The organism is Dinghuibacter silviterrae, assembly GCF_004366355.1.
GTDB lineage: Bacteria > Bacteroidota > Bacteroidia > Chitinophagales > Chitinophagaceae > Dinghuibacter > Dinghuibacter silviterrae.
The window spans coordinates 1,296,947-1,318,548 of sequence record NZ_SODV01000001.1; the positions used below are offsets into that span (position 1 = coordinate 1,296,947).

20 protein-coding genes are annotated in these 21,602 nt (G+C 56.9%); 8 read left to right on the plus strand and 12 right to left on the minus strand.

The window, feature by feature from the left end:
- Positions 1 to 14: 14 nt before the first annotated feature.
- The 3 genes from EDB95_RS05740 to EDB95_RS05750 all read left to right on the plus strand — a co-directional run bounded on the left by EDB95_RS05740 (position 15) and on the right by EDB95_RS05750 (position 1,935).
- Positions 15 to 941: an NAD(P)-dependent oxidoreductase gene (locus EDB95_RS05740; RefSeq protein ID WP_133991462.1), complete on the plus strand. Its 927-nt coding sequence runs from the start codon at positions 15 to 17 to the stop codon at positions 939 to 941.
- Between the two features lie 124 nt (positions 942 to 1,065).
- On the plus strand, positions 1,066 to 1,539 hold the full coding sequence (gene greA / locus EDB95_RS05745) for a transcription elongation factor GreA (protein WP_133991464.1): 474 nt from the start codon (positions 1,066 to 1,068) through the stop codon (positions 1,537 to 1,539).
- Between the two features lie 3 nt (positions 1,540 to 1,542).
- Entirely contained in the window at positions 1,543 to 1,935 is a 393-nt protein-coding gene (locus tag EDB95_RS05750; RefSeq protein ID WP_133991466.1) for an HIT family protein, read from the plus strand.
- Between the two features lie 2 nt (positions 1,936 to 1,937).
- On the opposite strand, the gene ruvC is transcribed toward EDB95_RS05750, so the two are convergent.
- Positions 1,938 to 2,510, minus strand: coding sequence for a crossover junction endodeoxyribonuclease RuvC (gene ruvC / locus EDB95_RS05755; protein ID WP_133991468.1), 573 nt, complete (start codon positions 2,508 to 2,510; stop codon positions 1,938 to 1,940).
- A 33-nt stretch (positions 2,511 to 2,543) separates the two neighbouring features.
- On the opposite strand from ruvC, the gene EDB95_RS05760 reads away from it, so the two are divergent.
- On the plus strand, positions 2,544 to 3,536 hold the full coding sequence (locus EDB95_RS05760) for a lysylphosphatidylglycerol synthase domain-containing protein (RefSeq protein WP_133991470.1): 993 nt from the start codon (positions 2,544 to 2,546) through the stop codon (positions 3,534 to 3,536).
- On the plus strand, positions 3,536 to 4,333 hold the full coding sequence (locus tag EDB95_RS05765) for a DUF3108 domain-containing protein (protein WP_246073536.1): 798 nt from the start codon (positions 3,536 to 3,538) through the stop codon (positions 4,331 to 4,333). The genes EDB95_RS05760 and EDB95_RS05765 overlap by 1 nt, the downstream gene beginning before the upstream one ends.
- Here EDB95_RS05765 and EDB95_RS05770 read toward each other — a convergent pair.
- Genes EDB95_RS05770 through EDB95_RS05790 form a run of 5 tightly spaced genes read right to left on the minus strand, consistent with a single transcriptional unit; the run spans position 4,330 to position 8,417 of the window.
- Positions 4,330 to 5,142: an MBL fold metallo-hydrolase gene (locus EDB95_RS05770; protein WP_133991471.1), complete on the minus strand. Its 813-nt coding sequence runs from the start codon at positions 5,140 to 5,142 to the stop codon at positions 4,330 to 4,332. The genes EDB95_RS05765 and EDB95_RS05770 overlap by 4 nt on opposite strands.
- Positions 5,123 to 6,418 carry an MFS transporter gene (locus tag EDB95_RS05775; protein ID WP_133991473.1) on the minus strand — a complete coding sequence of 432 codons (1,296 nt, stop codon included), beginning with the start codon at positions 6,416 to 6,418 and terminating at the stop codon, positions 5,123 to 5,125. The genes EDB95_RS05770 and EDB95_RS05775 overlap by 20 nt, the downstream gene beginning before the upstream one ends.
- Before the next feature lie 12 nt (positions 6,419 to 6,430).
- Complete coding sequence (locus EDB95_RS05780) at positions 6,431 to 7,222, minus strand: undecaprenyl-diphosphate phosphatase (RefSeq protein ID WP_133991475.1); 792 nt, start codon at positions 7,220 to 7,222, stop codon at positions 6,431 to 6,433.
- Positions 7,219 to 7,497: a DUF3098 domain-containing protein gene (locus tag EDB95_RS05785; protein WP_133991477.1), complete on the minus strand. Its 279-nt coding sequence runs from the start codon at positions 7,495 to 7,497 to the stop codon at positions 7,219 to 7,221. Before EDB95_RS05785 ends, EDB95_RS05780 begins: the two co-directional genes overlap by 4 nt.
- Positions 7,498 to 7,538: 41 nt before the next feature.
- Complete coding sequence (locus EDB95_RS05790; RefSeq protein WP_133991479.1) at positions 7,539 to 8,417, minus strand: cell division protein FtsX; 879 nt, start codon at positions 8,415 to 8,417, stop codon at positions 7,539 to 7,541.
- A 78-nt stretch (positions 8,418 to 8,495) separates the two neighbouring features.
- Here EDB95_RS05790 and leuS point away from each other — a divergent pair, with 78 nt between their 5' ends.
- Positions 8,496 to 11,249, plus strand: a complete 2,754-nt coding sequence (leuS, locus tag EDB95_RS05795; RefSeq protein ID WP_133991481.1) for a leucine--tRNA ligase — start codon at positions 8,496 to 8,498, stop codon at positions 11,247 to 11,249.
- Positions 11,250 to 11,265: 16 nt separating this feature from the next.
- Here leuS and EDB95_RS05800 read toward each other — a convergent pair whose 3' ends face one another.
- From EDB95_RS05800 to EDB95_RS05815, 4 genes are read right to left on the minus strand one after another with little or no spacing between them, the layout of a single operon-like run.
- On the minus strand, positions 11,266 to 11,622 hold the full coding sequence (locus EDB95_RS05800) for a helix-turn-helix domain-containing protein (RefSeq protein ID WP_133991483.1): 357 nt from the start codon (positions 11,620 to 11,622) through the stop codon (positions 11,266 to 11,268).
- Positions 11,623 to 11,624: 2 nt separating this feature from the next.
- Complete coding sequence (locus EDB95_RS05805; protein WP_133991485.1) at positions 11,625 to 11,936, minus strand: type II toxin-antitoxin system HigB family toxin; 312 nt, start codon at positions 11,934 to 11,936, stop codon at positions 11,625 to 11,627.
- 52 nt (positions 11,937 to 11,988) lie between these two features.
- Positions 11,989 to 14,424, minus strand: coding sequence for an ABC transporter permease (locus EDB95_RS05810; RefSeq protein WP_246073538.1), 2,436 nt, complete (start codon positions 14,422 to 14,424; stop codon positions 11,989 to 11,991).
- A gap of 59 nt (positions 14,425 to 14,483) precedes the next feature.
- Positions 14,484 to 17,687 (minus strand): S41 family peptidase, encoded by a 3,204-nt coding sequence (locus tag EDB95_RS05815; RefSeq protein ID WP_133991487.1) that lies wholly within the window; start codon positions 17,685 to 17,687, stop codon positions 14,484 to 14,486.
- A gap of 54 nt (positions 17,688 to 17,741) precedes the next feature.
- Here EDB95_RS05815 and EDB95_RS05820 point away from each other — a divergent pair, with 54 nt between their 5' ends.
- Complete coding sequence (locus EDB95_RS05820; RefSeq protein WP_133991489.1) at positions 17,742 to 18,485, plus strand: peptidoglycan DD-metalloendopeptidase family protein; 744 nt, start codon at positions 17,742 to 17,744, stop codon at positions 18,483 to 18,485.
- Here the strand turns inward: EDB95_RS05820 and EDB95_RS05825 are convergent.
- Positions 18,431 to 19,480, minus strand: coding sequence for an aldo/keto reductase (locus EDB95_RS05825; RefSeq protein WP_133991491.1), 1,050 nt, complete (start codon positions 19,478 to 19,480; stop codon positions 18,431 to 18,433). The two genes, EDB95_RS05820 and EDB95_RS05825, sit on opposite strands and share 55 nt — an antisense overlap.
- Positions 19,481 to 19,531: 51 nt before the next feature.
- Between EDB95_RS05825 and ruvB the strand changes: the two genes are divergently transcribed.
- Positions 19,532 to 20,563: a Holliday junction branch migration DNA helicase RuvB gene (ruvB, locus tag EDB95_RS05830; protein ID WP_133991493.1), complete on the plus strand. Its 1,032-nt coding sequence runs from the start codon at positions 19,532 to 19,534 to the stop codon at positions 20,561 to 20,563.
- Here the strand turns inward: ruvB and EDB95_RS05835 are convergent.
- The gene (locus tag EDB95_RS05835) at positions 20,560 to 21,597 is read right to left on the minus strand and encodes a quinone-dependent dihydroorotate dehydrogenase (RefSeq protein ID WP_246073540.1); all 1,038 of its coding nucleotides are present in this window, start codon (positions 21,595 to 21,597) and stop codon (positions 20,560 to 20,562) included. The two genes, ruvB and EDB95_RS05835, sit on opposite strands and share 4 nt — an antisense overlap.
- Positions 21,598 to 21,602: the final 5 nt, after the last annotated feature.

The window sequence follows — 21,602 nt, forward strand, 5'->3', positions numbered from 1 at the left end:
TTAATTTTGCGCCCATGCGAAAAGTGATCATCACTGCCAAAAGCCACGAAATTCTCAGGGAAAAACTGCCCCAGCACGGGTACCAGGTTGACTACCGGCCCGACATCAGTTACGACGAGCTATTGCAATCGATACACGGTGTGGAAGGGTTGGTGGTGTCCACGCGTGTGCCCATCAACCAGGCGCTCCTGGAAGCCGGGACCGATTTACGCTGGATCGGCCGCCTGGGAAGCGGTATGGAGCTTATCGACGTGGATTTTGCCCATTCCCGGGGGATCCAGGTCGTCAGTAGTCCGGAGGGCAACTGCGATGCTGTGGGCGAACACGCCCTCGGGATGCTCCTGGGTCTGATGAACCGGATCACCTGGAGTCACCATGAGGTGGCGGAGGGGCTTTGGAAAAGGGACCCCAACCGGGGTTGGGAATTGGGCGGAAAAACCGTTGGTATCGTCGGTTTTGGCCACACGGGTGCCGCCTTTGCGAAAAAGCTCGAAGGCTTCGACGTCACCATTTTGGCATACGACAAATTTAAGGCGGGTTTTGCCCGGGGCAATATCCGGGAGGCCAGCCTGGAGCAGGTCTGCAGGTATGCCGACGTCCTTAGTTTCCACGTCCCCCTTACCGTGGAAACCCGGTATATGGCCGATACGGCGCTTTTCCGGTCGCTGGGGCAAAAACCATACATCCTGAACACGTCCAGGGGGGAGGTGCTGAGGACGGCTGCACTGATCGAGGCACTCAAGGAAGGATGGGTGGCCGGTGCGGGCCTGGACGTCCTGGAAAATGAACGCCTGGAGACCTATTCTCCTGCTGAAAAAGAACAACTTCGATGGTTAACCAGCCAACCTAATGTGATCGTAACCCCGCACATCGCGGGTTACAGCCACGAATCCTTTTTCAAAATGAGCCGGGTGATCCTGGAAAAATTGAATTTGGATTAGTAAGGTTTTTGGAGTATCTTGGATAAAACGGTATATTTGCAGAACATGCAACGCTGCACCAACGAGTGGCGTTGTATTTTTTTTCACCCCCCACCAAGAAGGGGCGTTGTAAAAAGTGGACACTATGAGTGGGATTAACTATCTGACCAAGAATACGCTGGTCAATATGAAGGACGAGCTTACAAAGCTCAAAACTTCCGGAAGGGCGGAAATCGCCCGGGCGATTTCCGAGGCGAGGGAGAAAGGTGACCTCAGGGAAAATGCAGAATATGATGCGGCCAAAGAAGCCCAGGGGTTGCATGAGGCAAAAATCGCCGAACTGGAAAACGCGATCGCCAATGCCCGAGTGGTCGAGGCCGACAGCATCGATACGTCAAAGGTCTCTATCCTGACAAAGGTGACGATGACCAATATGGCTACTAAAAAGACCGTGACCTACCAGATCGTTTCCGAAAAGGAAGCGGATCTTAAAAGCGGTAAAATCTCCGTGACCTCCCCGATCGGGAAGGGGTTGCTGGGCAAGGCCGTGGGGGATGTGGCAGAAGTCACCGCGCCCAACGGCGTCATGAAGTTCAAGATCGACCACATCGGGATTTAAGACATGACCATTTTCTCCAAGATCATCGCAGGGGAGATTCCCAGCTATGCCGTAGCGGAAAACGAACATTTCTTTGCATTTCTGGACATCTTCCCCCTGGTGGAGGGACACGTATTGGTGGTCCCCAAAGTAGAGGTGGACAAGCTGTTCGACCTGCCGGACGACTACCTTTCCCGGATGCTTTTGTTTGCAAAGCCCATCGCGCGGGCGATAGAGGAGGTTTTTCCCTGCAACCGTTGCGGGCTGAGTGTCGTGGGGCTGGAAGTGCCCCATGCGCACCTGCACCTGATCCCCATCAACAGCGCGGATGACCTCAATTTTACAAGGGGGAAACTATCCGTGACACCGGAGGACCTGCGCCGCGCGCAAACCAAGATTGTGGAGGCGCTGGCGTAGCATTAGCGGCCGACCCGTCCCGGGTTGTCCGCGATAAAGGCGGCCCACCCATTCTTTGCCTTTTGCGCCGCCCTTCTTCCTCCCGTCGTGCCTTCGATGGCATTCGCCTGGTAGTGATGACAAAGGGCGACCGCCAGGCCGTCCGTGGCGTCCAGGTATTCGGGCCGGACGTCAAAGGCCAAAATATGTTGGAGCATTTTCAGCACTTGTTCTTTATCGGCATTCCCTTTGCCGGTGATCACCTGTTTGACCGTTTTGGGCGGGTATTCCCGTACCGTTAGCCCGGCGTGCATGGCGGCAGCGATGGCTACGCCCTGTGCCCGGCCGAGTTTGAGCATACTTTGTACGTTTTTCCCGAAAAAAGGCGCCTCGATGGCAAAGGCAGTCGGCTGGTAGGTTTGGATGAGGAGGCTGACTTTTTGATGGATGAGGTGCAGGCGTTCGTAGCTGTCCATCTTCGGGGACAGTTTTAAGACGTCCATGGTCAATAGTCGCACTTTCTTGCCCTGGGCCGCCACCAATCCGTATCCCATGACCAAGGTTCCCGGGTCGATGCCCAGTATAATGGTTTCCATTCCCCGAAAGATACGTACGTTTGAATAATATTTATGCCAGTTAACCGGAAGCTGAAAATATTCCTAAACTACTTCCTGGGCCCTGTAGCCTTCCTATGGGTCTCTTTTTCCTTCTACAAACACCTCGTCCGCCAGCCGCATCTTCACGACGAATGGCGGCGCATTCTGGACTCCCTTCATGGCTATGGTTTACTCATGTATGTGGTGGTTTTGTTGCTGATGTTGGTCAATTGGGGGATTGAAGCCAAAAAGTGGCAGTTGCTCACGAGGGCCCTGGAACCGCTCAGCTTCCGGAAGGCGTTTTATTCGGTCCTTACGGGCGCCACCATCGCCGTCAACACCCCCAACCGGGTGGGGGAGTATGGGGGGCGGATCCTCTACCTGAAACCCGAGAACAGGTTAAAGGCCATTTCCTTAAACATGGTCACCAGCGTGAGCCAATTGATCGTTACCCTGATCATGGGGGTGGTGGGGGTGGTCTACCTGCTTAGGGCTTTTTCCACGGGAACCCTTGACCGGCAGGGACTGACGCCCTTCTGGATGAACGTGCTGGCCTACGGCTGTTCGGCCTTTTGCATCGTGACGGTCGTCCTTTATTTCCGCCTGTCCTGGCTGGTCCGGCTCCTGGAAACCGTGCCCGCTTTGAGACGCATCAAACCGTATATCGCGGTCCTGGACCATTATGAATGGCCCCTTTTATTGCAGATGGTCCTGTTGTCGGCCGTGCGGTTCACCGTTTTTGTCACCCAGTATTTCCTGATGTTCCGGTTGCTCGACGTACAGGTCACCTGGTGGCAGGGATTTTGGGCCGTGAGCGTACTGATGCTGGTCCTGGCGGTCATCCCGACCATTACCCTTACCGAACCCATCATCCGGGGGGAGGCAGCCATCGCCCTTTTGGGATTATTTAACAATAATTACCTGGGGGTATGGGCAGCGTCATTTGTCATTTGGATCATAAATTTGATTATCCCCGCCTTGCTGGGTAGTTTACTTATTTTAGGGATCAAAATCATCAAAGACTAATGACGCGGCTCCGAACCTGTTTTTTGATGACCTTGCTGGGTATCACCGTTTCCTTGAAAGCGGGCGATGACTTTTGCGGCATCCGCAATACCGCTTTTTCCGCCGGGGAGTCCGTTACCTTCAGCGTCTATTATACTTTTGCAGGGGTATACGTATGGGGTGGGGACGCTGTGTTTTCCGTGGGCCTCGAAGAAATGAACGGCCACTCCGTATACCATGCCGTGGGCGACGGGAAGACCAACTCCTTTTTCGACGGGATCTTCAAGGTCAGGGACCGGTATGAATCCTATATCGATACCGGCAGCCTGAAGCCCCTCAAATTTATACGGAACGTAGACGAGGGCGGGTATAAGGTGTACGAGAACGTGTCGTTCAACCAGACCGCCAACACGGCCACCACGACCAAAGGTCTGTTTAAGACGCCGCCTTGTATACAGGACGTCCTGAGTTCCATTTATTACGCACGGAACATCGACTTTGATGCCTATAAGCCCGGGGACAAAATCCCTTTTTATATGTTCCTGGACTCCCAGACGTATAATCTTTACCTCCGCTATATGGGGAAGGATATTGTCAACACCCGGTACGGTAAGTTTCACGCTATCAAGTTCAAACCGTTACTGATTGCGGGGACGATGTTCAAGGGCGGCGAAGGCATGACCGTTTGGGTCAGCGACGACCGGAACCACCTCCCCCTCCGGATCGAAAGCCCCATCAGCGTGGGGAGCGTAAAGGTGGATATGACGAAGTACCGAAGCCTGCGATATAGGTTGTCGTCGTTGATCAGCGTGCGCTAAAGATCTTTTAGCGCGAAGGTCTCCACTGCGCGGATTCCCTTCTCGGTGCGCCCGAGCGTACAGCATTCATTTACGGGATCGTGCTCGAAATACAGGATGTATTGGTTCTCCACGGCTTCCTCCAGGAACGCCTTTTTCTCCTGAAGTGTCGTCAGGGGGAACATATCGTACGCCATCACGTACGGCAGCGGGAGGTGGCCAACGGAAGGCAACAGGTCGGCCATATAGACGAGCGTCCGGCCTTTGTATTCGATCTGCGGCAGCATCATGGCGGCGGTGTGGCCGCCCACCAGGCGGACCTGGAAGGGCGCGCCCGCGTCCAGGAACCGCAACTGCCCGCTCTCTTGTATAGGGAGGATATTCTCGCGCAGGAAAGAGGCCTTCTCCCGGTCATTGGGATGCACGGCCCAGTTCCAATGCGTTTCGTTACTCCAATAGGTGGCCTTTGGAAAAGCCAGTTTCCCTCCGGGCAGCACCGCGCCCCCGCAATGGTCGAAGTGCAGGTGCGTCAGGAAAACGTCGGTGACGTCGTTGGGTGTGAAACCATGGGCGGCCAGGCTTTTTTCCAGCGTGGCGTCCCCATGCAGATAGTAGTGGGAAAAAAAACGCTCGTCCTGTTTTGTCCCTATGCCCGTGTCAATAACGATCAGCCGGTCACCTTCTTCCACCAGCAGGCAGCGCATGGCCCAGGTGCACAGGTTGTTGGTGTCTGCAGGGTTGGTCTTGTTCCAGATCGTTTTGGGTACCACGCCAAACATGGCGCCCCCGTCCAGTTTGAAAAAGCCCGTATCAAGCGTGTACAGTCGCATAGGTTTGCGTTTTGGGCGTTACCCGCACAAACAACAGCAGGACGAACCCGATGATGAAATAGCCCATCAGCGCCAGGACGGAATTGCGCATGCCGCCTACCGATTCCGCGACGTAACCGAAGGAGGCCGTGCCGATCACCGTTCCGATCTTGTCACAAACGTCGTAAAAACTGAAGTAAGAGGCGGTATCCTTTGTCTCGGGCAGGAGCTTCGAATAGGTGGACCTGGACATGGATTGGATGCCCCCCATGACCATACCGACGAAGAACGCCAGGATATAGAATTCCATGGGGGTGCGGGTATAATAGGCAAAAACACAGATCCCGATCCAGATGACGATCAGCACGCCCAAGACAAAAATGTTCCCTGTCCGGGCGCTGAGCAGGGAGAACAGGTAGGCGCCCCCGATCGCCACGAGCTGGATGATCAGGATGGACATGATCAGGGAAGCGTCGGGCAGCTTTAGCTCTTCCGAGGCAAAATAGGTCGCCATCATCATCACGGTCTGCACGCCCATATTGTAAAAGAAAAAACTGCGCAGGTAGCGTTTGAGCGTGGGGTAGTGGACCAACTGGTTCCACACTTTGCCCAATTCATAAAATCCGTTGGTCAGGATAGAGTGTTCCGGGTGTTGTTCGGAAGCCTTGCTGGGAGGGAGGATCCTGAAGGTTAGTTGGGCAAAACCGGCCCACCAAAAACCCACCGCGGGGAAAGAAAGCCGCGCCGGCCAGGCGCCCAGACCCCAGTGGAGGTTGTCGTTGCATTCGATAACCGCGAGACAGGCAATCATCAACAACACGCTCCCCACATAGCCGAGCGCAAAACCCTTGGCGCTGACGCGGTCCTGGTCCTCTTCCGCCGCAATCTCGGGGAGATAGGCGTTGTAAAAGACGATGCTGCCGGAAAAGCCGACGGATGCTATGACGGAAAAGAACAACCCCAGGAGCACGTGGTGTTTGTCCATAAATACAAGGCAGATACATGCCAGGGACCCCATGTAACAAAAGAACTTCATAAAGCTCTTTTTGTTGCCCTTATAGTCCGCGATGGAGCTCAGGATGGGCGACAGGAAAGCGATGATCAGGTAGGACAGCGAAATGGCGTAACTCGCCATGGCCGCGCGCCCGAAAGACCGTCCGAAGAGCTCGATGTGTTCCGGCGCCACCGCCGAATAATAAGTAGGGAAAATAGTGGATGTAACGACCAGGGCATACGAAGAATTTGCCCAGTCGTACATGGCCCAACCGTTGATTACCTTTTTGGAGGCCGTCGGCATAGTGGGGGTGGTTTACTGAAGGATGCCCTTCCAGACGAGGAGCAGCACGATGATCCCCGCCAGGATGCGGTAATAACCGAAAAGCTTGAAACCGTGTTTTTTCAGGTAGTCGACGAAAAACTTCATTGCCAGGATGGCCACCACGAAAGCGATGACGTTTCCTAAGGCCAGGTATTTGATTTCGCCCGAAGCCAGGGCGCCGTGTGCCTTGTGGTAGTCCCAGAGGTCCTTGGCGGTGGCGGCGCACATCGTGGGCACGGCCAGGAAAAAGGAAAATTCGGCGGCCGCCCGGCGGGTGAGCTTTTGCTGCATCCCCCCGATGATGGAGGCGGCGCTCCGGCTGACCCCGGGGATCATGGCCAGACACTGCCAGATCCCGATGATAAAGGCTTTTGGATAGCTGATCCCTTCTTCTTCGTCGATGACGGGATTTTTGAAAACGTTGTCGATAAAAAGAAGGACAATCCCGCCCACCAGAAAGCTGACCCCCACGACGGCAGGCATCTTCAAAAGCTCCTTGATTTTATGGGCAAAAATAACGCCCAATACAAGGGCGGGAATCAGTGCGATCAGGAGCTTGCCGTAAAAACGCCAGCGGGCGAAGTCGAAGAATTTCTTCCAGTATAGCACAACCACCGCCAGGATGGCGCCCAATTGGATGCAGATTTCGAACAATTCCAGGAAGTCCGTTTTCTCCAGCCCGAGGAGGGAGCTGGTGACGATCATGTGCCCGGTGGAAGAAACCGGGAGGAATTCAGTCAGCCCTTCAACGATGGAAAGGATGATAACGTGGAGGATGCTCATGCCTTCGCCTTTGGCCTTTTCATGATGGCATAGATCTCGATGATCAGGCCGCCGACGACCAGGAGCGGCGCAATCGTCACCCGGCGGATGCTGTACACCTCGTGGGGGTCGAAGACGTTAGGATCCTTGGACTTGCCACCGGCCATCAGGAGAAGACCCAGGACGAGGACGACGCCCCCGATGATCATCCATTTGATGTTGTCGGCTTCGAAAAGGGTGGAGGTACGTTTGGCGGCAACGGTCTCTTTTTTCACGTTTTCGGCTTGTTTGGCCATGGGGTCAATGCTTTAAGGCGTCAAATGTAAACTTTTCGGCTCTAGTACAAGTCGTCGAGCTTCATTTTTAAATATTTTACCACAGACCGGTAGGTGCTGAGGTAGGTGATGCTGACCCCGATCACGAGCATGGATCCAAAAAGAGCACCCAGCAATATGTTGTCTCTCAATGCTTTGAGGTCTGGTAGCGCCTGTTCGGCCCAGAAAATCAGGGCGACGATTGCCATGATGGCCAGGACGGAGCTGATCAGCCCATTAAGGACCGCTTTCAGGCTGAACGGACGGGCGATAAAGACCCGGGTGGCCCCCACCATTTGCATGGTTTTGATCAGGAACCGGTTGCTAAACATAAATAGTTTGATGGTCGTATCGATCAGCACGATGGCGACGATGCCCAGCAGGATGACGATCACCAGGAGGATGAGCTCGGCCTTGCGGACGTTCCGGTTGAGGTTGTCGACTACGGCCACCGGGTACTTGACCTCGCTGATGATGAGGTGTTGCTGGATGTCCCGGGTGATGGCCGATAGACTGTCCTGGTTGACATATTCGCCCGCGACCTTGAAATCCAGGCTGGCCGGGAGGGGGTTGTAGTCCAGAACCCTTGACCAGTCGTCGTTCCCGTCTTTGACAAAGCGCTCCTTGGCCATATCCTTCGACACGTATTCGACCTGGCGCGTATAGGGCTGCGCGGCGATATAGGCCTTCAGGCTGTCCACTTCCCGTTGGGGGGTATTTTCCCGGATAAAGGCCTGGATCTCCACATTACCCCTAAGGTACTCTTCCAGCTTGCCGGCGTTGATGACGATCCACCCCAGGATCCCTATAATGAACAATACAAGGGCTACGCCCAGGATCGAAAAAAAATAAGAGGGCTTGGAGCGCTTGGCGGAAAACTTGCTCGTAGTAGCGGTGGTCATGTCCTCAAAAATATAGATTTTAGCTTGTTTACGTACTTTTGTTCTCCTTCTAACGAACCAGCGCCCCAAAATATTACTATGGAATATAACTTCAGAGACATCGAAAAGAGATGGCAACGCGAATGGACGCAGTCAGGCGCTTACAAGGTGGAAAATGACTTTTCCAAACCCAAATACTACGTCCTGGACATGTTCCCCTATCCCAGCGGGGCCGGTCTTCACGTAGGGCATCCCCTCGGTTACATCGCCTCGGATATATACGCCCGCTACAAACGGCTCAAAGGCTTTAACGTGCTGCATCCCATGGGGTATGACGCCTTCGGCCTGCCCGCGGAGCAATACGCCCTGGAGACCGGTCAACACCCCGCCGTGACCACGGACGCCAATATCCGTTCCTTCCGCGAACAGCTCGATAACATCGGTTTTTGCTTCGACTGGAGCCGGGAGCTCCGGACCAGCGAACCTTCTTACTATAAATGGACCCAGTGGATCTTCCTGGAGCTGTTCAACAGCTATTTTGACCGCAAAGCAGGGAAGGCCCGCCCCATCAGCGTTCTCGAAGCCGCCTTTGTCCTGGAAGGGAACGAGGGCGCGCCCTGTCCGGGGAACGAAGCGCTCCGGTTCGACTCGGTTGCCTGGGCCGGCTTCACACCTCGTGAAAAGGCCGACATCCTGATGCAATACCGCCTCGCCTATTGCGGTTACGGAGAGGTCAACTGGTGCGAGGCCCTGGGCACCGTCCTGGCCAACGACGAGGTGATCAACGGCCTGAGCGAACGCGGGGGATATCCCGTTGTCAAGAAAAAGCTCCGTCAGTGGTACCTCCGGATCACCGAATACGCCGACCGCCTCCTGGAAGGGCTCGAACGCATCGCCTTTAGCGATGCCATGAAAGAGATGCAGACCAACTGGATTGGCAAGAGCTATGGCGCGAACCTGCACTTTGCGCTTTTTGACGCCTCCGATCGCATCGAAGTCTATACCACCCGCCCCGATACCATCTTTGGGGTCGACTTCCTGGTCCTGGCACCTGAGCATGAGCTCATCCAGCGCATTGTTTCCTCTGATCAGGCCGCTGCCGTTTCCGAATATGTCACCTACGTGAAAAGCCGGAGCGAACGGGAACGCATGGCCGAGAAAAAAATTACCGGTTGCTTTACCGGGGCTTACGCTGTCCACCCCTTCGACCCGGATCGCCGCATCCCCGTCTGGATCTCCGAATACGTCCTGGCGGGTTACGGCACCGGCGCCATCATGGCCGTGCCCTGCGGGGACGAGCGCGACTTCAAGTTCGCGCAGCATTTCGGCCTCCCCATTACCAACATCATCGGCTCCCATTATACCGGTGAGGCCGCCAACCCCACCAAAGACGCCGTTCTTTCCAACAGCGGGTTTCTGGACGGGCAGGTCATGCGCGATGCCATCGGTGTCGTCATCGACCGTCTGGAATCCATGAAGATCGGCCGCCGCAAGGTGAACTTTAAGATGCGCGACGCCGCCTTCAGCCGCCAACGCTACTGGGGCGAACCGTTCCCGATCGTCTGGTCGGACGGGATTGCTTCACCGTTGCCCGTTTCGGAACTCCCCCTCGAACTGCCCCACATCGAGAAATATGGCCCCGGCCCAGAGGGCGAAGGCCCCCTGGCCAACATTCCCGCCTGGACCGCCCGTCACCTGGAGACCAACACCATGCCCGGGTATGCCGGCAGCAGTTGGTACTTCCTGCGGTATATGGACCCTGGGAATAATACTGCCTTTTGCGACCGGCGCGTCAGCGACTACTGGAACCAGGTCGACCTCTATATAGGCGGCACCGAACACGCCGTCGGACACCTCCTCTACAGCCGTATGTGGACAAAGGTCCTGTTCGACCTCGAACACATCGGCTTTGACGAGCCGTTTAAGCGGCTGGTGAATCAGGGGATGATACAGGGGAGCAGCCGGCTCGTATACCGGGTCCGCGAAACCGGCCAGTTTGTTTCCGCCGGCCTGCGCGGCGCTTATGAAACCGACGCATTGCATGTAGACGTCAATATCGTTGACGGGCTTGAGCTCGATCTGGAGGCGTTCCGCGCCTGGCGTAAGGAATATGCCAACGCTGACTTTATTCTCGAAGACGGCCGTTATATCTGCGGAACCGAAGTGGAAAAAATGAGTAAGCGCCTTTTCAACACCGTTAACCCGAATGTGTTGGTGGAACGCTACGGCGCCGACACCTTCCGCATGTACGAAATGTTCCTCGGCCCCGTTGAGCAAAGCAAACCCTGGGACACCAAGGGCATCGAAGGCGTCCACCGCTTCCTGCGCAAGCTCTGGCGTTTGTTCTTTGACGAGCAAAAAGGCGCCGTCTGGAACGACGCCACCCCGACTGACGCGGAACGCAAGGTCCTCCACAAGGCCATCAAAAAGATCGAGGAGGATACCGAGCGTTTTTCTTTCAATACCGCGGTCAGCGCCTTTATGATCTGCACCGGCGAACTCGCCGACCTGGATTGCCACAAAAAGGCCATCCTGGGCCCGCTGCTGATCCTGCTCACGCCCTACGCACCTCACGTTTCTGAGGAACTCTGGCACCAACTGGGCTACAGGACGTCCATCCTGGACGCTCCATACCCCGTGTTCGAGCCCAAGTACCTTGTCGAGTCATCCAAGGTCTATCCCATCGCCATCAACGGCAAGACCCGTACCGAAATGGACATCGCCCTCGATGCGTCCACCGCGGACGTCGAACGCATGGTGCTGGCCAACGACATCGTCCAGAAATGGCTCGACGGGAAGCCCCACAAGAAGGTGGTGTATGTGCCGGGGAAGATGATTAATGTGGTGATGTAAAAAAGGGCGCCCTCTTTTAAGACAACAAGACTTCCGCTGAAACGCCAAGTTCTCTTCGAAAGATTTTTGCCAACTCCAGCGTCAACGGTTTTCTTTTGTTGAGGACGGCGGAGATATACCCCTTTGACCCCACCTTGCCGACGAGGTCTTTGTTCCGCAACCCCTTCTCCTGCATTTTAGCTTTAATCGCGTCAATAGGATCGGGGTAAGGAATTGGGTAGTGCTGGTCTTCGTAATGCTTGATCAGCAGTAGAGCTACCTGAAGGGTTTCGCCCTCCGGTGAATTGGGCTTTACTTTTTTTTCAAAAAGGCTGTCGACCCACTCCAGGTAGGCTTCGTAGTCTTTCTTTGTTTTTATAGGCTTGAGCGTCATTATTATTTTGCTTTGTAGGTCACGGTGCGCACGTCCACTTTATCGTATGCAGAATGCGGACCGAACCATTTGATTTGTATTGCTTTATATTCAAACACCATCCGGACAACCAGCCGGTATTTGTTACCGCAGATATTAAACACGACCCTATCATCTCCTACCAGGCTGGCGGTTGGATAGTCCCTTTTTAATTCATTGAAGCTTTTGTAGTTCCCTAGCAATAGGTCGTGATACCATTCCTGTAAAGCAAAGGCAGCGTCCGGATATTTCCTGCAAAACTCCAATAGGGTCTTTCGGGCAATGATGTTGAACACATCCCAAAAATACTAAAAAGTTTTCTATTAGAGAACTTTTTTAAATGACGGTTTACTCCGTCTTCAAACTCTTCACCGGATTCGCCAGCGCCGCACGGATCGCCTGAAAGCTCACCGTGCACACCGTGACCATGAGCGCCCCGCCGGCCGCCAGGCCGAGGATCCACCAGGACACGGAGACGCGGTAGTCGTATTGCGCGAGCCAGGTGCGCATAAAGTACGTAGACAACGGCACTGCCACCAGGCAGGAGATGACCACCAGCTTGACAAAGTCACCCGTCAGCAGCCCCCAAAGGCGGACGACGGAAGCGCCGAGGACTTTGCGGATGCCGATCTCTTTCGTGCGCTGTTCGGCCGTGTAAGAGGCCAACCCGAACAGGCCCAGGCAACTGATCAATACGGCGAGGAGGGCAAAGAAGGCGGCCAGCTTACCCACACGTTCTTCCGCCTGAAATTTGGCGGCGTAGGCTTCGTCGGTGAAGTCGTAGTCGAAGGGCGCCGAGGGGACGAGGTGTTTGAACACCGCGGCGATCTTGGGGAGGGCCACGCCTGCGGGGACGTCGGGACGGATGCGAAGCGTGATCCAACTGGGGGCGCCACCCATCCAATAAAGGGTTTGTTTTACTTTTTGGAAGGGCGAGTTCATGACCATGTCCTTGACGACGCCTATGATGTGAAAGTTCTTATCAAAATGATCGTCGGGGATGGACCAGTGTACCGTGGTGCCGGTGGCGCGGGTGAGCCCCATGTACCGGGCCGCGGTTTCGTTGATGATAAAGCCGGTGGAGTCGGTGGGAAATGACCGGGAAAAGTCGCGGCCTTCCACGAGCTGGAAGCCGACGGTTTTTCCGTATTCCGGGGATACCCGGACGACGGCGAAGTCGACGTCCATATTCGGGTCCATTCCTTTCCATGTAACCCCTCCGGTATTGGACCAGGTGGAGGTAACGGGGAGGGAGGATTCGGCCACGTTGCTCACGACGCCGGTGGCATCGAGTTCGGTGGAAAGACGGTCGAATATCCCGTTGAAGTCGGGTGTGGTCATGGGGAGTTGGAGGAGTCCCTGGCGATCATAGCCCACAGGCCGGTTCCGGGCATATTGTACCTGGTGGTAGACGATGAGCGTCCCGATAACGAGGGCGATCGAAATCGTGAACTGGAAGACGACGAGGACCTTGCGGGGCAGGCTGGAGGAACGGTTCCTGAGCACGCGGATCGGCCGGAAGGACGACAGGTATAAGGCCGGGTAGCTGCCGGCCGCCACCCCCGTAAACAGGACGAAAACGGCGCCCGCAGCCCAGAACCAGGGGTCGCTCCAGGGCATGGGGATCTTCTTCCCCGACACCTCGTCGAACCAGGGCAGGATGAGCTGCACAAGAACAAGGGCGGCCAGCCAGGCGAGACTGGCCAGGAGGACGGACTCGCTGAGGAACTGGCGGACCAGCGCCGGTCTCCCGGAACCGATCGTTTTGCGGATGCCGACCTCCTTTGCCCGTTTTTCGGACCGGGCGGTGCTCAGGTTCATGAAATTGATGCACGCCAGCAGGAGTACGAACACACCGATGCAACCGTAGAACCACACGAACTTCATGGCCTCGCTGGTGACTTCCACGCGGTGCTCGAAATAATTGTGTAGGTGCCAGTGGCTCATGGGGTGTACAAAGATGGCGGGGTCGTTGGCCCTTCTCCCGGCGTCCAGGTGTGGATATTCGATGTTGCGGATATGGGCGGACGCCGTGGCAAAGCTCGTATGCGGCGATAGCAGGACATAGATGTGAAAAGAATTGTCGTTCCAGTTCCCCAGGTCACCCTTAACAAAGTTGTTGGTGGACACCAGGAGGTCCCAGGGCGCGATAAAGGTGGTGTTATAAAAACTGGAATTATCGGGGAGATCGTCGTACACACCCGTCACGGTGACGGTACTGGTGTTGTCGATGGTCACAGTTTTACCCAGGGCGCTTTCCTGGCCGAAAAGGCGCTCGGCAGCCCCGCCCGACAGGAGGATGGAATGTGGGTCGGACAACCCGCGCCGGGACCCCTCGCGCATGTGCAAAGTGAGCATGTCCGGCGCCGCGGGTTGCATATAGGCGCCGCTTTGGGTAAATTTTTTATCCCCCGCGCTCAGGATGTGGTCGTCGCTTCCCGAAGAGAGGACCACGGCGTCGAAGTCGGACGCATAGGTCGTCCGGACCGCGTCCGCCAGGGGGAGCGGAAGGTAATCGTACGTGCTGTTCAGGTCCGTCCCGTTGTGGGTCTTCAACTGCCCGATGCGGTCGTAGTTCGCGTGATAGGTATCGAAGGACAACTCGTCCCTGATCCAAAGCCCGATGAGGATGGCGACGGCCATCCCGGCCGCGAGGCCCCCGATATTGATCAGGGAGGAGGTCCGGTTGCGCAGGAGGTTGCGCCAGGCGAGTTTGAGGTAGTTGCGGAGCATACCTGTCCTGGCGCCAAAAAAATGCCGGAAGCACAAGCGGCTAAAAGCCATGGGCTTGTACTTCCGGCAGGCCGGGCAACCGTCCGCTTTTGATACGGCAGGTGTCCGGTCTAGTTCCCGGTCTCCTTGAGCATTTCCTGCACCGCCGCCTCCAACTGGGTATCCTTACCCGACAGGAAATCCTCATACGGCAGGGGCACCCGTATATCCGGTTCCACCTGCAGGTTTTCGGTCGGCCGGTTTTCCTTCCCGATGGTGGCAATCATCGGTATACCGAAAACCATCGTGGGATCGATCTGCTGCTCCCACCAAACGGCGGTACCGGTGCCGGCCACAGGCATCCCGATGAGTTTGCCGATGCCCTGCTCCTTATAAGCGTAGGGGAAAATAAAGGCGTCGCTGTAGTTGCTTTCGCTCATCAGCACGCACGACGGTTTTTGCCAGCGGGCCATGGGTTCTCCGCCTTCCAGCAGGTGACCCTGGGGGGCAAAGGACAGGTAGTGTTTGCCGCTGAGGAAGGTACTCAGGTCGTCGTGTAACCAGCCGCCTCCGTTAAAACGGGTGTCCACGATCAGGGCCTGCTTGTCAAAGTTTTTCCCCATGACCACGTCGTAGGTTTCGCGGAAGCTGGCGTCGTTCATGGCCTGTACGTGTACATAGCCAATCTTGCCCCCGCTGAGCTTGTTGACCATGGCGTCCATCTTTTTTACCCAGCGTTTGTACAACAAGGCGCCTTCCGCGCCCCGGCCGATCGGGCGGATGCTTTCGTCCCAGCGGGTGCCGGTGGCGGGGTCGTAGATGCTTAAGAGGGTGTTGTCGCCCTCGGCGAGGTTGAGCCATTTTGCCCAGTCCTCGTTGTCGGTGATCGCGTTGCCGTTGATCTTTTCCAGGATGTCCCCGGCTTTGATTTTGGAGGCGTTCTTGTCTACAGGTCCGCCTTCGATCACGTCGGAGATCTTCAGCCCGTTACCGGTATAGGTTTCGTCGTACAAAAGGCCGAGACTGGCGGTCCGGTCGGGGTTGGCCGGGTTGGGGCCATAACGGCCGCCGGTATGCGATGAATTGAGCTCGCCCAGCATTTCGCTGAGGAGTTCCTGGAAGTCGTAGTTGTCGCTGATGTAAGGTAAGAAGCGCGCATAGGTGGCTTTGTAGCCAGCCCAATCGATCCCGTGGATGGTGGGGTCGTACAGCTTTTTCGTCACCTGTCTCCAGGCGTGTTCGAAGATGTAGGCCCTTTCCGCCGCGGCGTCGAGGTCCATCACGCCGTTGATCCCGATGGGGGTTACTTTCCCGCCATCGACGTCGATTTTGGCCAGGCCACCGTGGTTGCTGAGGAAAAGACTTTTGCCGTCCTTGCTCAGTTCTATCGAGCTCCCGTCACCGCTGAGCTTGGCCAGGATGTGGGTGTCGTGTGTTCGGGGCTCGGTGACCCAAAGGTCAAACCCCTTCTCGAAAGCCGACAGGTAAAAAAGCTTGCTGCCGTCGGCATTCAACGCGTAGTCTGCTAAGGAGGAGCTGTTGATCGTAAGGCGGACCTTGCGGCTATCCAGGTCCGTTAGGTCGAGGACGAGGTCCTTTGTTTTAGCAGACGTGTCTTTCTTATCCTTCCCTTCTTTCTCCTGAAGAAGGGCGTAGTCGTCCTTGCTTAGCTGGAAACGGTCGTAGGCATTCTTATCGAAAAAGACAACGTAGACATCCTGCTCCCGGCTGCCTTGGTTGGCCAGCGATTTGCGGCCTTCCCGGCCACTGGTCCAGGTCATTACTTTTCCGCCCATGCCCCACTTGGCGTTGCCCTCGCCGAACCCGCTGTTGACCGGGTACTGGATGGTGCCGGACCCGTCCGCCTTGATCAAGGCCGCGTGGCTGCTGAAAAAATGACCGCGTTGGTCCTCCGTGATGATCCACTTGTTGTCCGGGCTCCACTGAAAATCCCAATCTCCGTCTGCGTAGGAATAGTTGTGGCCTTCGGGGAGAAGGGTGCGGGATTGCTTGCTGGCGAGGTTGTACACCTTGAGGACATTGCGCTCTTCGATATAGGCGATCTCCTTACCGTCGGGAGAGTATTTCGGTTGGTATTCCTCCGCGGCCGTGGCGATCAACGGCTCTTCCTTGATCAGCGTGGAGGCATAGAAATAAGGTTCTTCGGCGCGTACGATCGAGGCTTTGTAAATATCCCAACTGTCTCCTCTTTCGGTGGCATACACCAGGCTGCGGCCGTCCGGGGCCCACTCGACCATGCGCTCCTGTTGGGGAGTGCGGGTGATGCGTTTGGTTTGTGTGCCTTCCACACTGGTCACAAAGACTTCTCCCCTGCACACAAAAGCAATTTCCTTGCCATTGGGGCTGACCGTGAATTCGGTGATGTTGCCGTTGATGGGCAGGTTCTTTTCCACCCCCGCCCGGCCGTCGTTCTCGATACGGATGGCGACTTTGGCGGGCTGACCGCCTTCCTTCATCGTATAGATCTCCCCGTTCCAGGTGAAACAAAGGGTGTTGTCCTGGGACCGGCTCAGGTGCCGCACCGGGTTGTCTTTAAAGGTCGTCAGCTGAACGGGGGTGCCGCCGCCGGTGGTGGTCTTAAAAAGGTTTTGGTTGCCGTTTTGCTCGCTGAGATAATACACGCTTTGGTCATCCCCGCCCCATACCGGTTCGCGGTCTTCACCCGGAAATGACGTAACCCGCGTATACTTGCCGCTCCCGATGTCAAAGACCCAGATGTCTTTGGTGACCGCCGAGGTGTGGTGTTTGCGCCATTCGTCTTCATATCCTTTGGTATCCTGGAAGACGATGGCCGTGCCCTTGCTGTTGTAGTGCGCGTTTTCAATACCTGCGGCGCTCACCAGGACGGGTCTTCCGCCCCCGACGGACACCTTATACAGGTTTTTGAAAAGCCCGGTCGGGTAGCGTACGCTTTGGGCCGGGGCGTTACGCCCGCTGCCAAAGATGACCGTTTTATCATCCGGGGAGAAATCATAAGGATAGTCGTTTGCGCTATTGTAGGTGAGGCGTACCGGTGTACCCCCCGTGGCGGGCATGACAAAAACGTCGAAGTTGCCATAGCGGTCCGATGCAAAAGCAATGGTTTTGCCGTCATGGCTCCAGACGGGCATCATATCGTGGGCTTCGTGGATCGTCAACGGCGTCGCTACGCCGCCCGCCGCATCCACGCGGTAGATGTCACCCTTATACCCGAAGGCGATCGTTTTTCCATCCGGGGAGATGGCGGGGTAACGCAGCCATAGCGGTGGGTTTTGTGCTTGAAGTAGGGAGGTACTCGCGCTGAGACCCAAGGTCAGCAACCAGATTTTCTTCATGATGTAGTTTTTAGTAATGTTGCACCGAAGGACATAAATATACACCCCCGGACCATGAATCCAAAACCGCTCGAAACATTCCAACGTGCACTGGAGGCTGGGTTTCAGCCGGTGGTACCTTTTCATCCGGGTGTCGATCGTATTTCTCCGCTTGATCTTTCCGCGGCCAATGTGGATCTTACGGATTCGGTATATGACGATCTGGATAAGTTCAATGCTTTTATCGAAGAAACCCGTGTCCGTAGCGGGGCGCGGTATCTGGTGGGGGGGTATGGGGAGCTAAGAAAAATATATGGGATCAGCCCGCTCTTTGACGAGGCGCTCCGCGACGGCGCCGCGGCAGCCGAGCCACGCCGTTTTCATCTTGGCATCGATATCTGGGGCCCCGCGGGCACACCCGTATATGTGCCTGTCGCGGGCCGCATCCATAGCCTCGCGTGGAACGGCGCCCGGGGCGATTACGGCGGTACGATCATCCTGGAACACGGATTGCTGGAATATGGGTCGCCCGGGCAGGGGTCGCCCGGCGCACATTGGTATTCGCTGTATGGCCACCTGAGCAAAGCATCGCTGGAGGGCAAGCGCGAAGACGACGTTTTCACCGCGGGCGCGGAACTGGCCGCCTTCGGCGAACCCGCGGAAAACGGCTGGTGGCCGCCCCACCTGCACCTGCAGGTGATCCTTGACCTACAGGGCATGAAGGGCGACTACCCCGGTGTATGCCGCTATTCGGAGCGGGAGTCCTACCTACGCAACTGCCCGAACCCCGTGGGTCTGTTGACGTTTATGCGATCGTAAAATCCACCGTAGTTCCCTGTTCGTACGCCTTCTTCCTTAAAAAATTCCCCGGGGAAACCCAGGTCTATGGCGCTGACGTTGTCCAGGCGTTCCAACTGCTCCGGCGTGAGCCGGACGTCGACGACGCGGAGGTTCTCGGCCAGTTGTTCCGGCCGGGTCGCGCCGACGATGGGGATGCAGTGAAAGGAACCCGACCGCGTCCATTGCAGCGCCACGTGTGCGGGGGCGACGCCCAGCTCCCGGGCCACGTCCACGACGGTTTCCGTGATGGCCTGGCTGCGGGCGTCCAGGCGTTTGCTTTCGGGTTTGATCCGGCCCTTTTCGCCCCGGAGGTATTTGCCGCTGAGCGCACCGCCCGCCAGTGGTGCCCAGGGTGTCAGGGTCAATCCGAAGTGACGCGCCATGGGGATCAATTCGCGCTCCGGCGTGCGTTGCAACAGGCTATACTCCACCTGCAGGGCAATGAGGGGCGACCAACCCATACAAGCCGCGAGTGTATTGCCCTGGGCCACTACCCAGGCCGGCGTATCGCTGATCGCGGCGTACCGGATCTTGCCCTGGCGCACCAGGTCGTCCAAACCCCGGAAGACCTCCTCGATGGGGGTCAGCAGGTCCCAGATGTGCAGGTAAAGGACGTCGATAAAGTCCGTTTGCAAACGGCGGAGGCTTCCTTCGACACTGCGCATCATGTTTTTCCGGTTATTCCCGGAAGCGTTGGGATTGGTTTGGTTATCGAAGAGCGAATACTTGGACGCCACCACAAAAAAATCCCGGTCGCGGGTGCCCATGAACTCCCCGATGTACTTCTCGCTGCTGCCGTCTTTGTAGCGGTTGGCGGTGTCGATAAAGTTCCCGCCCGCGGAGGCAAAGTCTTCCAGTATCCGGAAGCTGGTGGCCTTGTCCGCGCCCCAGCCGTTCTCCGTGCCAAAACCCATCGCGCCGAGACAAAGCTCGGAGACCTTTAACCCGCTTCGTCCGAGTAGTGTGTAATTCATCTTTGTTGCTGTTTGTGTCCCTAAAGATAAAGCCTTAGGTTTGTACCGGATATGAGCAACCCCCACTTACAAGGCGGACAGGAACACCAGGGCGCGGCGGATCGCGAGTTCGAGAACAATATCCGGCCCCGGGAAATGGAAGAATTTTCCGGGCAGGCCCAGATCGTGGAAAACCTGAAGGTGTTTATCAAGGCCGCCAAGAAGCGGGGAGAAGCGCTGGATCACGTTCTTTTCCATGGCCCTCCGGGTCTTGGCAAAACCACCCTGAGCCGGATCGTTGCCGCCGAGCTGGGTGTCGGAATTAAGGAGACCTCCGGACCCGTGATCGAAAAACCCGGCGACCTGGCGGGTCTTTTGACCAGCCTGGAACCCAACGGTGTGTTGTTTATAGACGAGATCCACCGTTTGTCGACCGTGGTGGAGGAATACCTCTACGCAGCCATGGAAGACTACCGTATCGACATCCTCATCGACTCGGGACCCAATGCGAAAAGCATCCAGATCAGCCTCAACCCTTTTACCCTTGTCGGCGCCACGACCCGGAGCGGTCTTTTGACGGCGCCCCTGCTCTCGCGGTTCGGGATCAAGTCCCGGCTCGAATACTACGACGCAGCTACCCTACAAAAAATCGTGGCCCGCTCCGCGGCCATCCTGAATACCCGCATCACTTCCGACGCCTCCCAGGAGATCGCCCGTCGCAGCCGGGGTACGCCCCGTATCGCCAACGGCCTGCTCCGCCGCGTCCGCGACTTTGCCCAGGTGCTGGGCAACGGTGTCATCGACCTGGCGATCACCCAACACAGTCTCCGCGCCCTTAACGTGGATGAACACGGTCTCGATGAAATGGACAACCGCATCTTAGGCGCCATCATCGACAAATTCAAGGGCGGTCCTGTCGGTTTGACCACCATCGCCACGGCGGTGGGCGAAGAACCCGGCACACTCGAAGAAGTGTATGAGCCCTTTCTTATCCAGGAGGGATTTATCAAACGCACGCCCCGCGGCCGTGAGGCCACCGAAAAGGCGTATGAGCACATGGGCAGGAAGATGGGGTCCCGTGGCGGAGAGCCTACGTTGTTCTAAAGCCCCTTGCAGATTTTTTTCACAATCCCCGGTCCCTCGTAGATAAATCCCGTCCACACCTGGACGAGCAGGGCGCCCGCGTCGAATTTTTCCCGGGCATCTCCGGCGGTGAATACGCCCCCGGACCCGATGATCGGGAGGTCGCCGCCGGAGCGTTCGCGGATGTGCCGGATCACTTCGGTGGAGCGCGCGCGTAAAGGAGCGCCGCTCAGGCCGCCGGCGCCGATGGAGGTCACGGTGGCGGAAGGAGTGCTCAGCCCTTCGCGGCTGATGGTGGTATTGGTGGCGACTAGCCCGCTGAGCCGGACGGTGTTGGCCAGGTCGATGATGTCGTCGAGCTGGCCTTCGGTAAGGTCGGGGGCGATCTTGAGCAGCAGCGGGCGGGGTTGGGCGAGGCCCTGGTTGAGTTCCTGGACGTTGCCAAGGATACGGAGCAGGGCATCCTTCTCCTGGAGGGCCCGGAGACCGGGTGTGTTGGGAGAGCTGACGTTGACGACGAAGTAGTCCACGCAGTCCTGAAGGGCCTTGAAGCAAAGCGTGTAGTCCTTCTCCGCGTCCTCGTTGGGGGTGTCCTTGTTTTTGCCGATGTTGCCGCCTACGATGAGGGCGTTATGCCCCGTTCCTCCGCCCCGCTCCCGCCAGGCACGCACCCGGTCGGCGGCGGCTTCGGCGCCTTCGTTGTTAAAACCCATGCGGTTGATCAGGGCTTTGTCCGGCGGCAGCCGGAACAACCGGGGCTTGTCGTTGCCGGGTTGGGGCCGGGGGGTGACCGTACCGATCTCGACAAAACCAAACCCCAGTGCGTCGAGTTCGGAAAGATAGACGGCGTTTTTGTCAAAACCCGCGCCCAGGCCGACGGGATTGCGGAAGGTAAGCCCCCAGGCGGTGCGGGGGAGTTCGGCGGCAAAAGCGCGGCTCAGCCAGGTATGCACAGGAGGAATGCCGTCGGCCGCCCTGAGGACGTCCATGGCAAAATGATGGACGGATTCGGTGGAAAAGTTGAACAAAATCCGTCGGAGCAGTGCGTACATCATGAGGG

Coding starts and splice junctions, on each gene's coding strand:
- EDB95_RS05740 (WP_133991462.1), top strand. CDS start 15: ATGCGAAAAGTGATCATCACTGCCAAAAGCCACGAAATTCTCAGGGAA.
- greA (WP_133991464.1), top strand. CDS start 1,066: ATGAGTGGGATTAACTATCTGACCAAGAATACGCTGGTCAATATGAAG.
- EDB95_RS05750 (WP_133991466.1), top strand. CDS start 1,543: ATGACCATTTTCTCCAAGATCATCGCAGGGGAGATTCCCAGCTATGCC.
- ruvC (WP_133991468.1), bottom strand. CDS start 2,510: ATGGAAACCATTATACTGGGCATCGACCCGGGAACCTTGGTCATGGGA.
- EDB95_RS05760 (WP_133991470.1), top strand. CDS start 2,544: ATGCCAGTTAACCGGAAGCTGAAAATATTCCTAAACTACTTCCTGGGC.
- EDB95_RS05765 (WP_246073536.1), top strand. CDS start 3,536: ATGACGCGGCTCCGAACCTGTTTTTTGATGACCTTGCTGGGTATCACC.
- EDB95_RS05770 (WP_133991471.1), bottom strand. CDS start 5,142: ATGCGACTGTACACGCTTGATACGGGCTTTTTCAAACTGGACGGGGGC.
- EDB95_RS05775 (WP_133991473.1), bottom strand. CDS start 6,418: ATGCCGACGGCCTCCAAAAAGGTAATCAACGGTTGGGCCATGTACGAC.
- EDB95_RS05780 (WP_133991475.1), bottom strand. CDS start 7,222: ATGAGCATCCTCCACGTTATCATCCTTTCCATCGTTGAAGGGCTGACT.
- EDB95_RS05785 (WP_133991477.1), bottom strand. CDS start 7,497: ATGGCCAAACAAGCCGAAAACGTGAAAAAAGAGACCGTTGCCGCCAAA.
- EDB95_RS05790 (WP_133991479.1), bottom strand. CDS start 8,417: ATGACCACCGCTACTACGAGCAAGTTTTCCGCCAAGCGCTCCAAGCCC.
- leuS (WP_133991481.1), top strand. CDS start 8,496: ATGGAATATAACTTCAGAGACATCGAAAAGAGATGGCAACGCGAATGG.
- EDB95_RS05800 (WP_133991483.1), bottom strand. CDS start 11,622: ATGACGCTCAAGCCTATAAAAACAAAGAAAGACTACGAAGCCTACCTG.
- EDB95_RS05810 (WP_246073538.1), bottom strand. CDS start 14,424: ATGGCTTTTAGCCGCTTGTGCTTCCGGCATTTTTTTGGCGCCAGGACA.
- EDB95_RS05815 (WP_133991487.1), bottom strand. CDS start 17,687: ATGAAGAAAATCTGGTTGCTGACCTTGGGTCTCAGCGCGAGTACCTCC.
- EDB95_RS05820 (WP_133991489.1), top strand. CDS start 17,742: ATGAATCCAAAACCGCTCGAAACATTCCAACGTGCACTGGAGGCTGGG.
- EDB95_RS05825 (WP_133991491.1), bottom strand. CDS start 19,480: ATGAATTACACACTACTCGGACGAAGCGGGTTAAAGGTCTCCGAGCTT.
- ruvB (WP_133991493.1), top strand. CDS start 19,532: ATGAGCAACCCCCACTTACAAGGCGGACAGGAACACCAGGGCGCGGCG.
- EDB95_RS05835 (WP_246073540.1), bottom strand. CDS start 21,597: ATGATGTACGCACTGCTCCGACGGATTTTGTTCAACTTTTCCACCGAA.